This window comes from Novosphingobium rhizosphaerae, from assembly GCF_050920675.1.
GTDB lineage: Bacteria > Pseudomonadota > Alphaproteobacteria > Sphingomonadales > Sphingomonadaceae > Novosphingobium > Novosphingobium rhizosphaerae.
Genome location: NZ_CP137861.1, coordinates 2963696 through 2977745, shown reverse-complemented (window position 1 = coordinate 2977745; position 14050 = coordinate 2963696). Strand labels below are relative to the sequence as shown.

Annotated in this window: 13 protein-coding genes and 1 other RNA gene; 10 read left to right on the top strand and 4 right to left on the bottom strand. The window is 66.3% G+C overall.

The window, feature by feature from the left end; translation table 11 throughout:
- Positions 1-25 precede the first annotated feature (25 nt).
- A complete protein-coding gene (locus R9J51_RS13625) occupies positions 26-970 on the bottom strand; it encodes an RluA family pseudouridine synthase (RefSeq protein WP_179504747.1) in 945 nt (314 codons plus the stop codon).
- Between the two features lie 106 nt (positions 971-1076).
- Here R9J51_RS13625 and R9J51_RS13620 point away from each other — a divergent pair, with 106 nt between their 5' ends.
- From R9J51_RS13620 to putA, 8 genes are all read left to right on the top strand, one after another.
- On the top strand, positions 1077-1343 hold the full coding sequence (locus R9J51_RS13620; protein WP_179504746.1) for an AbrB/MazE/SpoVT family DNA-binding domain-containing protein: 267 nt from the start codon (positions 1077-1079) through the stop codon (positions 1341-1343).
- Positions 1340-1753: a type II toxin-antitoxin system VapC family toxin gene (locus R9J51_RS13615; RefSeq protein WP_179504745.1), complete on the top strand. Its 414-nt coding sequence runs from the start codon at positions 1340-1342 to the stop codon at positions 1751-1753. The genes R9J51_RS13620 and R9J51_RS13615 overlap by 4 nt, the downstream gene beginning before the upstream one ends.
- A gap of 38 nt (positions 1754-1791) precedes the next feature.
- Complete coding sequence (locus R9J51_RS13610; protein ID WP_179504744.1) at positions 1792-2151, top strand: M67 family metallopeptidase; 360 nt, start codon at positions 1792-1794, stop codon at positions 2149-2151.
- Positions 2152-2226: 75 nt separating this feature from the next.
- Positions 2227-2868: a histidine phosphotransferase family protein gene (locus tag R9J51_RS13605; protein ID WP_168554940.1), complete on the top strand. Its 642-nt coding sequence runs from the start codon at positions 2227-2229 to the stop codon at positions 2866-2868.
- Positions 2869-2883: 15 nt separating this feature from the next.
- Positions 2884-3588 carry an N-acetylmuramoyl-L-alanine amidase gene (locus R9J51_RS13600; protein WP_168554939.1) on the top strand — a complete coding sequence of 235 codons (705 nt, stop codon included), beginning with the start codon at positions 2884-2886 and terminating at the stop codon, positions 3586-3588.
- A gap of 10 nt (positions 3589-3598) precedes the next feature.
- An RNA gene (gene rnpB / locus R9J51_RS13595) (RNase P RNA component class A) lies at positions 3599-4016 on the top strand.
- Between the two features lie 26 nt (positions 4017-4042).
- Positions 4043-4393: a RidA family protein gene (locus tag R9J51_RS13590; RefSeq protein ID WP_179504743.1), complete on the top strand. Its 351-nt coding sequence runs from the start codon at positions 4043-4045 to the stop codon at positions 4391-4393.
- A 104-nt stretch (positions 4394-4497) separates the two neighbouring features.
- The gene (putA, locus tag R9J51_RS13585; RefSeq protein WP_179504742.1) at positions 4498-8160 is read left to right on the top strand and encodes a trifunctional transcriptional regulator/proline dehydrogenase/L-glutamate gamma-semialdehyde dehydrogenase; all 3663 of its coding nucleotides are present in this window, start codon (positions 4498-4500) and stop codon (positions 8158-8160) included.
- Positions 8161-8328: 168 nt separating this feature from the next.
- Here putA and R9J51_RS13580 read toward each other — a convergent pair whose 3' ends face one another.
- Together R9J51_RS13580 and R9J51_RS13575 are read right to left on the bottom strand one after the other, a co-directional pair.
- On the bottom strand, positions 8329-8796 hold the full coding sequence (locus tag R9J51_RS13580; RefSeq protein WP_179504741.1) for a hypothetical protein: 468 nt from the start codon (positions 8794-8796) through the stop codon (positions 8329-8331).
- Positions 8797-8839: 43 nt separating this feature from the next.
- Complete coding sequence (locus R9J51_RS13575) at positions 8840-9772, bottom strand: LysR substrate-binding domain-containing protein (RefSeq protein ID WP_169474455.1); 933 nt, start codon at positions 9770-9772, stop codon at positions 8840-8842.
- 108 nt (positions 9773-9880) lie between these two features.
- Between R9J51_RS13575 and R9J51_RS13570 the strand changes: the two genes are divergently transcribed.
- Positions 9881-12190: a TonB-dependent receptor gene (locus R9J51_RS13570; protein ID WP_432787470.1), complete on the top strand. Its 2310-nt coding sequence runs from the start codon at positions 9881-9883 to the stop codon at positions 12188-12190.
- On the opposite strand, the gene R9J51_RS13565 is transcribed toward R9J51_RS13570, so the two are convergent.
- A complete protein-coding gene (locus tag R9J51_RS13565; protein ID WP_179504740.1) occupies positions 12180-12848 on the bottom strand; it encodes a TetR family transcriptional regulator in 669 nt (222 codons plus the stop codon). The genes R9J51_RS13570 and R9J51_RS13565 overlap by 11 nt on opposite strands.
- Before the next feature lie 98 nt (positions 12849-12946).
- Between R9J51_RS13565 and R9J51_RS13560 the strand changes: the two genes are divergently transcribed.
- Positions 12947-14011, top strand: coding sequence for a Rieske 2Fe-2S domain-containing protein (locus R9J51_RS13560; RefSeq protein WP_179504739.1), 1065 nt, complete (start codon positions 12947-12949; stop codon positions 14009-14011).
- Positions 14012-14050: the final 39 nt, after the last annotated feature.

Below are 14050 nucleotides of genomic sequence, written 5' to 3'. Positions count from 1 at the left end.
TAATCGATTTATACCATGATCGAACTCAAGAACCGCCCAGTTCGACAATCAGTTCCGTCATATCGACGGGCGTCGAACTGGTGAAATGGAGCGCTTCGCCGCTGATCGGGTGAATGAAACCCAATTCTGCCGCATGCAGCGCCTGTCGGGCAAAGCCGATCCGGGCCAGGATGGGGCGAATTTTGGCGGGCGCGCGTCCATAGACAGGATCACCCAATAGCGAATGCCCGATTGATGCAAGGTGAACGCGCACCTGGTGGGTTCTGCCTGTTTCCAATCGACATTCCACCAGGGCCGCACCGTCGAGGCGTGCGAGCGTGCGATAGTGGGTGACGGCGTGCTTGCCCCGCCCATCGGCCACCAGCGCCATCTTCTTGCGGTCATGCACCGACCGGGCGATGGCGCCGGTAATCGTGCCGGCAGCCGGGATCGGCTGCCCCACCGTAACCGCCTTATAGGCCCGGATGATCGAATGGTCGGCAAACTGGCGCGCCAGCCCTTCGTGCGCGGCATCACTCTTGGCCACGACCAAGAGGCCCGAGGTATCCTTGTCGATCCGGTGCACGATGCCCGGCCGTGCCACCCCGCCGATGCCGGAAAGCTGGCCGCGGCAATGGTGCAGCAAGGCATTGACCAGCGTACCATCGAGATTGCCCGCCGCCGGGTGCACCACCAGGCCGGCCGGCTTGTCCACCACGATCAGCGCATCGTCTTCATAAGTCACCGACAGCGGAATGTCCTGCGCCACGGCCTCGGCCGGAATGGCCGCCGGAACCTGCACGGCAAACGCGGCGCCGGCCGCAACCTTGAGCGAGGCCTGGCGCACGCCCTGACCATCGAGCGTGATGCGCCCCTCTTCGAGCAGCGCCTTGACCCGCTCGCGCGAAAGCCCGCTGGCGTCGGCCAGTGCCTTGTCAAGGCGGCCGGGCGCGGCGATCGTGCCAGTCAGAATGTCGTCGGTTCCCCCCATTGGAAGGCCGATATGGGAACGATTGCGGCCTGCGACAAGGGGTGTGCCACACTTGCTCACAAATCAGGAATATGCCAAGATATCCCGTATTCGAAAGGTTTGGCCGATGACCAAGGTTGTGGTGGGTAGATGGGGCAAGAGCCTGGCGATCCGGGTTCCGCTAGACGTGGTTCGCGCGTCGGGCCTGGCCGATGGCGAACCGGTGGAAATCGAATCGCTGGATGGCGACATCGTGGTGCGCCGCCCCAAGGCCCGGCAGGCCGCTCGCCAGGATGCCCAAGCGGCTGCCGCCGAGCTTATTGCCAATGCCGCCGGCGTGGCGCTTGGCACGCTTTCGCTGCGCGACTTGTTGGACGAGGGCCGCCGCGGGTGAGTCTTGTGCTCGATGCCTCGATCGCCGTTGCATGGCTGTTTGAAGATGAGCACACCCCGGCCTGCCGCGCGGTATTGACCGCAGTGGCTGATGACAAGGCGTTCGTGCCAAGTCTTTGGCGTTTGGAAGTGGCGAATGTCCTTCGCAATGCGGCCCGCCGACAACGATGCACCGAAGCCTATGTGGACGCAGCCTTGGCGCGTCTCGCGCGGTTGCCCATTGCCATAGATCCCGAAACCGATCAGCACGCCTGGAACGCAACCCTTCGCCTGGCGCGCCGACATGGCCTGACCGTTTATGACGCGGCCTATCTCGAACTGGCCCAGCGCCTTGCGGTGCCGCTCGCAACGGCAGATACAGCGCTCGCGCAGGCCGCCCGCGCCGAGGGGACCGAGGTCATGGGAAGCTGACTGCTCTTCTCACCCTTTCGCCCGCCGCCCATGCCACGATGCTCGCCGCGGCGGCGCAGGCCCACCCACGCGAAGCGTGCGGGCTCTTGCTGGGTACCGGCCTGCACATCGGCCTGGCGCAGGAATGCACCAATGTGGCACCAGATCCGTTGCATCATTTCGAGATCGATCCCCTGGCGCTGATCGCCGCGCACCGCACGGCGCGCGCCGGAGGGCCCGCGATATTGGGCTATTTTCACAGCCACCCCAATGGCTTAGCAAAACCTTCTGCCACCGATTCTGCAAGCCGGGCTGGCGACGGGCGGATCTGGGCAATCGTGACCGGTGGGCAAGTGACGTTGTGGCGGGATGCGCCATCCGCATTTCAAGCGCTTTCCTATCGCGTCGCAGACGGTTAAGGCGATTGGCCGGGGAGAGGGTGCATCAGGCACGTGATCCCGCGCACATATCTGGTAAAGGCTTGTCCACGTTCCATGACCATCGCCACCCTCGATCTTGCCAGCCTGCTCTGCTCGCGGCTTTGCCACGACCTGTTGAGCCCGGTGGGCGCGCTCACCAACGGGCTGGAACTGCTGGCAGAGGAACGCGACCCGGAAATGCGCCAGAAGTGCATGGAATTGCTGGAACAAAGCGCGACGAGTTCGGCCAACAAGCTGCGCTTTTTCCGCCTGGCATTCGGCGCGGCGGGTGGCTTTGGCGAGATGGTGCCGGTGAACGAACCGCGCGCGCTGGTTGACGCGCTGGTGGCGGCAAACCCGCGCATTTCAGTGGCTTGGGCGCTGGCCGACGACATGCTGCCCAAGGCGGCGGTCAAGACGCTGCTCAACCTGTCGCTGATCGGGATCGAAGCGCTGGTGCGCGGTGGCAACCTGGACATTGCGGGAGAAGTAAGAGGTGGCGCGACCGAACTGGTGATCCGCGCGAGCGGGCCGCGCATCGCCTTCGATCCGCTGGTCGGCCAGGCCCTGGCCGGCACGTTGGCCCCGGCCGATCTTTCCAGCCGCACGGCGCCGGCCGCCATGCTCTACCAATTGGCGCAGGGCCTGGGCGGCGGCTTCCAGACCCACGTTGCTGCCGATGCCCTGGTGCTGGGCGCGGTGCTGCCGGTTCGCTGAGCGCATCAGGCAGGCATGAACCGCTGGCTGGTCCATCGCGAAGAACCGTCGCCCAATTTCAACGAGCGGCGGCTGCCGGTGTCCATGGTCGTGCTGCATTACACCGGCATGCAAAGCGGGGCCGAAGCGCTGGAGCGGCTGAAGGACCCGACAGCCGAAGTTTCGGCGCATTATCTGATCGACGAAGACGGCACGGTGGTGCGCCTGGTCGATGAAGCCAAGCGCGCCTGGCACGCCGGGCGCAGTTTCTGGCGCGGGATCACCGACGTCAATTCGGCGAGCGTGGGGATCGAACTGGTCAACCCTGGGCACGAGTTCGGCTATCGCCCCTTTCCCGATGCGCAGATGGAAGCCCTGGTCCCGCTGCTGGGTGACATCGTCCGCCGGCACGACATTCCCCGCGCCAACGTGGTCGGCCATTCCGACGTGGCGCCGGCGCGCAAGACCGATCCGGGTGAGTTGTTCGATTGGGACATGCTGGCGCGCTACAACCTCACCCTGCCCCGCCCGCGCCCCAAGATGCGCCTACTCTATGACAACGAAGGCGCGTTTTTCCTGGCACTGGAACGCTTTGGCTATGACGTGACCGACAAGGAAGCCGCAGTAGCGGCATTCCAGCGGCGCTGGCGTCCGCACAAGATCGATGGCCAGGTGGACGGACAAATCGGCGCATTGTTGTTCGAACTGCTGTTGGCGCGCGATCTGGGCCATGCTAGGTGACCGCCTCGCGCCGGGGAGCCGGGCAGCCGCGTCATCACTTCGTCTGATGCCGAGGAAAGTCCGGGCTCCACGAAACAAGGGTGGCGGGTAACGCCCGCCGGCCCGGTGCAAACCGGGCAAGGGAAAGTGCCACAGAGAGCAAACCGCCGACGGGGCCTTTGGGCCCCGGGCAAGGGTGAAAGGGTGCGGTAAGAGCGCACCGCGCGACCGGCAACGGAAGCGGCATGGCAAACCCCACCCGGAGCAAGACCGAATAGGGGCAACGCGCATCTGAAAAGATGCAGGCGGGTTTCGCGCCAGTTGCCCGGGTTGGTTGCTGGAGCGGCCTGGCAACAGGCCGCCGAGAGGAATGGCTGCCCGTGCCGATACGGTCCACCAGTGGGATACCGTCGGTGCGACAGAACCCGGCTTACAGGCTTCCCGGCGCGTATCATTTGTTCAAGGGGCCGCAGCCATGTCCACCATCATCCGCATCGAACCGGGCCCCCGCATGAGCGAGGCCGTGGTCCACAACGGCACCGTCTATCTGGCCGGCCAGGTGGGCGAGGCTGGCGACAGCGTGTTCGACCAGACGCGCACCGCCCTGGCCGAGATCGAACGGCTGCTGATCCTGGCGGGCAGCACCAAGGCACACATGCTGTCAGCCATGATCTGGCTGGCCGACATGGCCGATTTCGACGAAATGAACCGCGCCTGGGATGCCTTTGTCGCCGAGGTGCCGCCCCCTGCTCGTGCCACGGGCCAGGCGAGCCTGGCAGATCCGGCCTGGCGCGTGGAAATCGTGGTGACCGCGGCCGTTGCCTGAGCGCGCCTGGGCGGTCTGTTTGACCCGCCATTTTCAGGCTATCTGGATTGGTGCGAGCACGAAATAAGGCCAATGGCCTGCCAGCACCATGATACCATGGCGCCATGGATCAGACTGCGCCTGCCGCCCACCCCTTTGCCAGCTTTGCCCCGCCGCTTGCCGGACAATCGCCGTTGTCCAAGGCGATCACGGCTGCCACGCGCCGGCCTGAGCGCGCCTGCGTGGCCGCGCTGCTGCCACAGGCGCGCGTGCCGGCCGGATTGGAAGCGCCGATCGCGGCGACCACTTCTGCGCTGATCACCAGCCTGCGCGCCGACTCGCGACCGGGCGCCGTGCAGTCGCTGGTGCAGGAATATGCGCTGAGCAGCCCGGAAGGCGTGGCGTTGATGTGCCTGGCCGAAGCGCTGCTGCGCATTCCCGACGTGGCCACGCGCGACGCGCTGATCCGCGACAAGATCGCGCCGGGCGATTGGCGCGGCCACGTGGGCAAGGATCGCCCGCTGTTCGTGAACGCGGCGTCGTGGGGCCTGCTGGTGACGGGCCGTCTGGTCCAGGCCGAGGATGAGGCAGGCCTGGGTGCCAGCCTCACGCGGCTGATCGCGCGGATGGGCGAGCCAGTGATCCGCCGCGCGGTGGACGCGGCCATGCGCATGATGGGCGAGCAGTTCGTGACCGGCGAAACCATCGAGGAAGCGCTGCGCCGCGCCGCGCCGCGCGAGGCCAAGGGCTTTGCCTTTTCCTATGACATGCTGGGCGAAGCGGCGATGACGGCGGCCGATGCCGACCGCTACAACGCATCCTACGAGCAGGCGATCGCGGCGATCGGCCAGGCCAGCGCCGGGCGCGGCATCCACGCCGGGCCGGGCATTTCGATCAAGCTGTCGGCCCTGCACCCGCGCTATGCCCGCGCCAAGGTGGAGCGGGTGAAAGCGGAACTGCTGCCCCGCGTGAAGGCACTGTGCCTGCTGGCCAAGGGGCATGACATCGGCCTCAACATCGATGCCGAAGAGGCCGATCGGCTGGAACTGTCACTCGATCTGCTCGAAGCCCTGGCGCTCGATCCTGAACTGGCGGGCTGGAACGGATTGGGCTTTGTGGTGCAGGCCTATCAGAAGCGCTGCCCCTTCGTGATCGACTGGATCGTGGACCTGGCGCGGCGCAGCGACCGGCGCATCATGGTGCGGCTGGTCAAGGGCGCCTATTGGGACGCGGAAATCAAGCGCGCGCAAGTGGATGGCTTGCCCGATTTCCCGGTCTACACGCAAAAGGTACATACCGACCTTGCCTATGTGGCCTGTGCGCGCAAGCTGCTGGCGGCGCGCGACGTGGTGTTTCCGCAGTTTGCCACGCACAACGCGCAATCGGTCGCCACGGTGCTGCACCTGGCCGGCCCGGACTTTGTTATCGGCGATTACGAGTTCCAGTGCCTCCACGGCATGGGCGAAGGGCTTTATGACCAGGTGGTGGGCGCGGACAAGCTGAACCGCCCGTGCCGCGTCTATGCCCCCGTGGGCACGCACGAAACGCTGCTGGCCTATCTGGTGCGACGCTTGCTGGAAAACGGGGCCAATTCCTCGTTCGTCAACCGCATCAACGATCCGGCGGTATCGGTGGAAGAACTCGCTGCCGATCCGGTGGCGCTGGTAGCGGCCAGTGCCGATCCCGGCGCGCCGCATCCGGCGGTGGCCCTACCCGCTGCCCTCTTTGCCGATCGGCGCAATTCGGCTGGGCTGGACCTGGCCGACGAAGCGGTGCTGGCCGACCTGGCGCCCCGCCTGGACGCTTCGGCCAAGCAGGCCTGGCAGGCCGGCACCCCGGCCGACCAGGACGGCGGCGAGGCCGTTTGCAACCCTGCCGATCACCGCGACGTGGTGGGGCATGTCTGGCCAGCCACGCCCGAGGCGGCGGCCGCCGCAGTGGCGCGCGCGCAAGGTGCCGCGCCGGTGTGGGCAGCAACGCCCGTGGCCGCGCGGGCGGCCATGCTGGAGCGCGCGGCCACCTTGCTGGAAGAACAAGGCCGCGCCTTGCTGGGGCTGATCATGCGCGAAGCGGGGAAAACCGCCGCCAACGCCGTGGGCGAAGTGCGTGAAGCGGTCGATTTCCTGCGCTATTACGCGGTGCAGGCCCGCAGTGGCCTGGCCCATACCCGCCCGCTCGGCCCGGTCGTGTGCATTTCGCCGTGGAATTTCCCGCTGGCGATCTTTGCCGGACAGGTGGCCGCTGCCCTGGTGGCGGGCAATCCGGTGCTTGCCAAGCCGGCCGAGGAAACCCCGCTGATCGCCGCGCAGATGGTTGCGCTGTTGCACCAGGCCGGCATCCCGGCCGATGTCTTGCAACTCGTGCCCGGCGACGGCGCGATCGGTGCCGCCTTGGTGGAAGCGCCCGGCGTGGCCGGGGTGCTGTTCACCGGATCGACCGAAGTGGCGCGCATCATCCAGCGCACCCTGGCCACGCGCAGCGACGCCATGGGCCGCCCCATCCCGCTGATCGCCGAAACCGGCGGCCAGAACGCGATGATCGTCGATTCCTCGGCACTGGCCGAACAAGTGGTGGCCGATGTCATCGCCTCGGCGTTCGACAGTGCCGGGCAGCGCTGCTCGGCCCTGCGCGTGCTGTGCCTGCAGGAAGACGTGGCCGACCGCACCCTGGCAATGCTGCGCGGCGCGATGGCCGAACTGGCGGTGGGCAACCCCGATACGCTGGCGACCGACATCGGCCCGGTGATCACCGCCCAGGCGCGCGACGGGATCGAAGCGCACGTGGCCGCCATGGCCGCGCGCGGCGCACGCATCCACCGCCTGCCCCTGCCCGCATCGTGCGTGCACGGCACGTTCGTGGCGCCAACCCTGATTGAAATTCCCGGTATCGAGGCGCTGGGCCGTGAAGTGTTCGGGCCGGTGCTGCACGTGGTGCGCTATGCCGCGCGCAATCTCGATCGGCTGATCGCGGCGATCAATGCCACCGGCTATGGCCTCACGTTTGGCCTGCACACGCGCCTGGACGAAACCGTGGCGCGGGTGACGCGCGCGGTGGAAGCGGGCAACCTCTATGTCAACCGCAACACGATCGGCGCCGTAGTGGGCGTTCAGCCCTTTGGCGGGCGCGGGCTTTCCGGCACTGGCCCCAAGGCTGGCGGCCCGCTTTACCTGGCGCGGCTGGTGCGCGGCACGGTGGCCACGCCCCCGGCCCTGGCCGGTGCACGCGCCGTGGCCGATCCGGCGGTTGCCATGCTGGCCGATTGGCTGGAAAGCCAGGGCCACGGCGCAACTGCCCAGGCCGTGCGCGCCGATGCCACCCGCAGCCGCCTGGGGATCGAGGTGGCGCTGCCCGGGCCGGTGGGCGAAAGCAATCGCTATCGCTTGGCGCCGCGCGGGGCGATCGCCCTTTACGCGACGACAGCCGATGGGCTGTGGCGGCAGCTGGGCGCGGTGCTGGCCACCGGCAACCACGCGGTGATCCTGCCCGGTGCGCCGATCCGGGCATTGCCTGCCGGCTTCCCCGCAGCGCTTGCCACGCGCGTGACCTTTGCCGATGGCGCCAAGGCCGATCTGGCCGCCGCGCTCGTCGAGCTGGATGGCGAGGACCAGGCACGCGTGCTGGCCATGCATGCCGCCCAAGACCTGGCCGCACGCGAGGGCATGATCGTGGCGCTGCACGCCGCCGACGATAACGGCGCCTATCCGCTGGACCTGCTGCTGGAGGAAGTGAGCCTGTCGATCAACACCACCGCCGCCGGCGGCAATGCCAGCTTGATGGCGATGGTCTAGGGTGTGTGGGGATTTAGCCCATGGCGGGCTGCGAACGGCCGCTTTTCGCGCTTCCGGTGCTCACGTACCGAACGTACGCTGCGCTCCGGGTCGCGAAAATCAGCCATTCTCGCTCCACCCTGACCTAAATCCCCACACACCCTAAAGCCGCGAACCGGCGCGACGCGTTCAGGCCACGTGTTCGGCCAAAGTGGCGCGCAGGGCCAGGGTGGTGATCACCAGGGCCAGCCCCGCGCCCACCGCCAGCTTGATCGCAAGGGCGACGCCCCAGCCAAGCACGGCCACGCCCAGCACGGCAAAAGCGGCGGCAGCGCCCGCCAGCGCCACGACGGCCGCAGGCGCCGCCAGGACCAGCGCGCGCAGCAACAGATGCGTTGGCAGGCGCAGGGAAGATGGGCGCGACGCCACTCGCCCGGCACGCAGCGCCTTGCGCGAAAGCGCGCTGGGAACGAGCGTGCTCATGAACGCCACGGCAAAGGCCTGGGGCCCGAAATCGAAGACATAGTGCCCCAGCCCCCAGACCGGCACCGGCCTGCCCAGGCCAAACACCGCCAGGAAGAACGCCCCGCTGAACACGGTGTTGATCGCCATGCTCACGGCCACTTCGCGGCGGATATGCAGGTCGGCGCTGTTCATCGGGTCACTCTCCAAACGGGCGTTTTCGATATTGCGGGTGGTCTTATACCAACGCTTTGCCGGGTCCATCCCCTTCGCTGCGGGCCACGGCGTGAAATGCATCGATCATCCAGCGCAGCCCGGCATCTTCGGCGCGGGCCCGGTGAAACTGCACCATTTCGCGCATCGGCGGGATGGGAAACGGCAAGGGTGCCACCGTCACCGGGAAATGCCGGGCGGCCTTTTCCGCCAGGCGCCGGTGCATCACCGCCAGGCGATGCGTGCCCTCCAGCAGTTCGGGGATGATCGTGAACGCAGCCACGCGCACTTCCACCCGGCGTTCGATCCCCTGCGCGCGCATATAGCTTTCTGCAAAGGACACGCGGTTGAAGCGGCCGATTTCCACCGCCACATGGCCCGCAGCGGCAAACGTGGGCACGTCGATCGGGCCGGCCATGGCGGGGTTGCCATGCCAGCCCACCACGACGTGTTCTTCCTCGAACAGCAATTCCGACGGGTGTTCGTCGCTGACATAGCTTTCGGGCGTGAGCAGCAGATCGATTTCCCCCCGATCGAGCCGCTGCGTGGCGTCATCGCTCAAGGGCACCATGTCGATCCGCACGCCCGGCGCCACCTGCGCCATGTGCCGCAGCAACGGCGCCAGCAGGACACTGGCGAGATAATCGGACAGGCAGATGCGGAAATCGCGCGTGCTGCTGCCGGGATCGAAGTGGGGCGAGCTGCCCACCAACCCGTCCACATCCTCCAGAATGGCGCGGATCGCCGGCTGCAGGCGCAGCGCAAAAGGCGTTGGCATCATGCGCTTGCCGTTCTGCACCAGCAGCGGATCGGCAAAGAACGTGCGCAACCGGGCCAATGCGGCGCTGATGGCGGGTTGGCTGAGGCTGAGATGCTCGGCAGCCCTGGTCACGTTGCGCAAATCCAGCAGCGCATCGAGGCAGACGAGCAGGTTAAGATCGAGCCCTTTGAATCGCATCCCGTCACCATAATTCAATCAGATTGAAACCGATAAAAACAAATCATTTCCATTATGCCGATGGATCGGGATGTTGCAATCCATAATCAAATAAAAGGGAGAGGCATCTTGCGTTCCAATTTTACCCCGGTTGCGTCGCTTGCCGCGCTTGCCACGGCACTTGCCATGCCGACCATCGCCCACGGCCAGGAACAGGCCCCCACCGCCGAGGCAGCGCCTGCCCAGGCGCAGCCGCCCGCCGGCCTTGCCGAAATCGTCGTGACGGCACAGCGCCGCACCGAAAACCTGCAACGCGCCGCCATTCCCGTCAGCGCCGTGGCGGGCGACGTGCTGACCAAGCAGAGCGTGACGCGCGCCGACGATCTCACCCGACTGGTGCCCGCGCTTCAGGTGGCGCCGGCCGCCTCGTTCACGCAGATCTATCTGCGCGGGATCGGCACGTTCGGGGCCAATGCCTTTGCCGAGCAAGGCGTGGCGTTCAACCTGGATGGCGTCTATCTCTCGCGCCCGGCAGCACCGGCCGCGCTGTTCTATGACCTGGAACGCATGGAAGTGCTCAAGGGGCCGCAGGGCACGCTTTATGGCCGCAACGCCACGGGCGGCGCGGTCAATGTGATCACGGCCAAGCCCAAACTGGGCGAAAGCTCGGGCTTCGTCACCGGGGAATACGGCAACTACAACGCGATCAAGGCATCGGGCGCGATCAACCTGCCGCTCGGCAGCCAGGCGGCCTTGCGCATTTCGGCCCAGCACGCGCAGCATGACGGCTATTTCAGCGACGGTTATGACGATGAAGACACCACGGCCGTGCGCGGGCAACTGCGGTTCGATACGGGCGATGGCTTCAACGCCAACCTGATGGTCGATTATGGCGATGTCGGCGGCAAGGGTTCGGGTGGCACGATCATGCCGCTGCTCGATGGCAAGAACCGCCTGGGGCCCAGCGACCCGCGCGTGCTGGCCGAATATCTTTCGCGCACGCCCACCGCACCGGTGCCGCAGATCGTGGCGCGCGGCGATGGCTATCAGAACAACAAGTATTACGGCGCGATGGTGACGGTCAACGCCGACCTGGGCTTTGCCAAGCTGACGGTGATCCCGGCCTGGCGCCGCACCGATCTGGATTTCGTCAACTACTCGTCCAGCTTCCTCATCGACGTGACCGAGAAATCCGACCAGATGTCGCTGGAAGCGCGGCTGGGCAACCAGAACGCGCAGCTCAAATGGGTGCTGGGCGGCTATTACTTCACCGAAAGCGTCGAGGCGCGGCAGTTCTTCGACCAGGGCAGCAACGGCACGCGGATCAATTCCAACCTCAACACCGACAGCTATGCCGCGTTTGGCGAGGCGACCTATTCGCTGACCTCGCGCTGGCGGCTGACCGGCGGCCTGCGCTATACCCACGACACCAAGACGCAGATCACCGAAGCGCACACCTATCCGTTTGTCGGCTTCGTGCCGCCGGCGTTTCCCAATTTCATCCCGATCATCCTTGATCTCAAGACCAACGCCACCAGCGATGTCGGCTTCAGCAAGCTGACGTGGAAGGCGGGGATGGAATTCGACGCCGGGCCGCACTCGCTGCTCTATGCGACGGTTTCCACCGGGTTCAAATCGGGCATCCTGTTTTCCGCCCTGGGGCAGAACTATTCGCGCCCCGAACGGCTGACGGCCTATACGATCGGGACCAAGAACCGTTTCTTCGGCAATACCTTGCAGGTCAACGTCGAAGGGTTCTATTGGGACTATCGCGACCAGCAGATCTCGCACCTGGCGCCGGTGCAGGTGGCTTCCACCCCCGGCGGGGCGATCTATGGGCCGGTCTTTGCCACGGAGAACGCGGGCGCGGCCAAGCTTTATGGCGCAGAAGCTGAAGTGCTGTGGCAGCCGACCCGCAACGACTTGTTCTCGCTCAACGTGCAATACCTGCACGCCAGCTATGACAACCTGAAGTACCAGGCCTATTCCACCACGGGCCCGGCCCCGGTGGTGGGCTGCGCGATCACGCCCACGGCGCTGATCGGGGCAAGCGCGGCGGCGCGGATCTATAACGTTGATTGCTCGGGCAAGCCGCTGGTCAACGCGCCGCGCTGGGTGGTCAATGCGGGGTATGACCATACGTTCGACCTGGGCAGCGCCGGCCGCGTCGTGGCTGCAGCCGATACGCGGATCGAAAGCTCGCGCTATCTCTCGATCGACTATCTCGATCTGGGCCGGCAGGGCAGCTACATGATGTCCAACGCGCGGCTGACCTGGGAAAACGCGCCGGGGTCGCTGGCGATCACCGGCTTCGTCAACAACCTGGAAAATGCCCTGGTCTTTGCCAATTCCTCGCAAAGCCCGGGCAAGCCCGGCGTGATCTACAACCAGATCCGCCCACCGCGCACTTATGGCGTGCGCGGCACGCTCAAGTTCTGAGCAGTGACGACGGGGCCGGTGCCAGCACCGGCCCCAGGATATAGGCGATGACGGCATCAACCGTGCCGGGTTCGGCCGTGTTACACCCGGCCAGGCGCAGGATCAGCGCCTGGTTGCCAAAGGTGATGAGCGCGGCGCCGACGAGGTTGAAATAGGCAACGGCGGGCGGCGCCCCCGAAAGCAGCCCCTTGTCGCGCAGGGCGCCGAACAACGGCTCCAGCAAGCGCCACACCGGCGCGCCGAACGTGTCCACCACCCATTGGTGGCGCGGCGAATTGACCGAGAATTCCTGCAGCATCAAGCGCGTGAGGCGCGGATTGCGGGCAAACACGCGCAGCAGTTCGGGTAGCACCGCCTGCGCTGTCCGTTCAGGATCGGCAAGGTCGTCGCACGCAAGCAGGCCACGCAGCACTTCCTCCCCTTCCCGCGCAAAGGCTTCCACCACCTGCTGCCAGAGCGCGGCCTTGGAGGGGAAGTAATAGGCCAAGTGCCCCTGCTCCAGCCCCGCAGCCGCCGCGATGGCGCGCGTGCTGGCCGCCTCGAAACCCAGATCGGCAAAGACGGTGAGCGCCGCATCCAGCACGGCGCGGCGATTGTCCGCCCCGTCATAGCGTTGCGGGCGGCGCGTCCTGGCGGGTTTGGCGGCGGAAACGGTCATGGCGGCTGTCATGCCCGGCGGCGCCATCTTGGTCAATTGACAAACTATGTTTTGTCGTGCGACAAACATAGCGCAGAACAACTTCGGGAGACCGGGCCATGGCCCATGCCAGCTATCCACTCACCACCGAACAACCCTATCCCCGCCGGCAATGGTGGGCGGCCGCCACCGCAGCCGAAGTGGGCCGCAGCCTGATGGCGCGCGACATCCTGGGCGAGCGCGTGCTGCTCTATCGCAAGGAGGACGGCAGCGCCGTGGCGGTTTCGGGCATCTGTCCCCACCGTGCCTTTCCCTTGGAAAAGGGCCGTTTGGTGGGCGACAGCGTGCAATGCGGCTATCACGGTTTCACCTTTGGCGCGGATGGCGCGTGCCAGCGCGTGCCGAGCCAGAACGGGGTGCCGCAGCATGCCGCGCTGCGCCGCTATCCCGTGGTGGAGCGCGGTGGCGTGGTGTGGATCTGGACGGGTGAAGACGCCCTGGCCGATCCGGCGCTACTGCCCGATCTGGCGGCAATCGGCCTCGATGCACCAGGCTGGACGGTGGAAATCCATGCGCTGGCCACGGTGGAAGCACGCTATACCCTGCTGATCGAGAACCTGCTGGACCTCAGTCATGTGACCTTCATCCATGCAGCCACGATCCCTTCGGGCGAGAAAGTCGCCGCGCTGGATGTGACGGTGCAGACTCACGGCGCGGGCCTGACCGTGGCCCGCAAGGCCGTGGGCATCGCGCCCAATCCGCTGATCAAACTGCAGTTTCCCGATCAGGAAGGGCTCGTGGACCAGGAATTCGATGCCCAATACATGGGGCCGTGCCTGATCCGTACCGGGGGCACGATCAGCGACCATGCCAGCGGGCGGGCGCTGGGCACGCAGAATTTCATCCACATGATCACGCCCGCCGCGCCCGGCCGGCTGCATTACTTCGTGGCGACGGCGCGCGATTTCGGGCACGACAACCCGGCGCTGGGGGCGATGAATATTGCCATGGGCACCCGCATCCAGCCCGAAGACGTCGAGGCGATCAGCGCGATCGAGGCGGTGTTGCGCAGCGACGTGCCCTTGCCGCGTGAAGTGAGTGCGCGCGTGGACAACGGCGCATTGCTTGTCAGGCGCCTGCTCGAAGCGCAGATCCGCAGCGAGGCCGAAGCTCTGGCTGCGTGAGGCTTCGGCCTGACCACGCCGAAAAAAGGGGCCGTGTCC

Excerpts from the sequence above, each read along its gene's own strand:
- R9J51_RS13625 (WP_179504747.1), bottom strand. The coding sequence starts at position 970 with ATGGGGGGAACCGACGACATTCTGACTGGCACGATCGCCGCGCCCGGC.
- R9J51_RS13620 (WP_179504746.1), top strand. The coding sequence starts at position 1,077 with ATGACCAAGGTTGTGGTGGGTAGATGGGGCAAGAGCCTGGCGATCCGG.
- R9J51_RS13610 (WP_179504744.1), top strand. The coding sequence starts at position 1,792 with ATGCTCGCCGCGGCGGCGCAGGCCCACCCACGCGAAGCGTGCGGGCTC.
- R9J51_RS13605 (WP_168554940.1), top strand. The coding sequence starts at position 2,227 with ATGACCATCGCCACCCTCGATCTTGCCAGCCTGCTCTGCTCGCGGCTT.
- R9J51_RS13600 (WP_168554939.1), top strand. The coding sequence starts at position 2,884 with ATGAACCGCTGGCTGGTCCATCGCGAAGAACCGTCGCCCAATTTCAAC.
- R9J51_RS13590 (WP_179504743.1), top strand. The coding sequence starts at position 4,043 with ATGTCCACCATCATCCGCATCGAACCGGGCCCCCGCATGAGCGAGGCC.
- putA (WP_179504742.1), top strand. The coding sequence starts at position 4,498 with ATGGATCAGACTGCGCCTGCCGCCCACCCCTTTGCCAGCTTTGCCCCG.
- R9J51_RS13580 (WP_179504741.1), bottom strand. The coding sequence starts at position 8,796 with ATGAACAGCGCCGACCTGCATATCCGCCGCGAAGTGGCCGTGAGCATG.
- R9J51_RS13575 (WP_169474455.1), bottom strand. The coding sequence starts at position 9,772 with ATGCGATTCAAAGGGCTCGATCTTAACCTGCTCGTCTGCCTCGATGCG.
- R9J51_RS13565 (WP_179504740.1), bottom strand. The coding sequence starts at position 12,848 with ATGACCGTTTCCGCCGCCAAACCCGCCAGGACGCGCCGCCCGCAACGC.
- R9J51_RS13560 (WP_179504739.1), top strand. The coding sequence starts at position 12,947 with ATGGCCCATGCCAGCTATCCACTCACCACCGAACAACCCTATCCCCGC.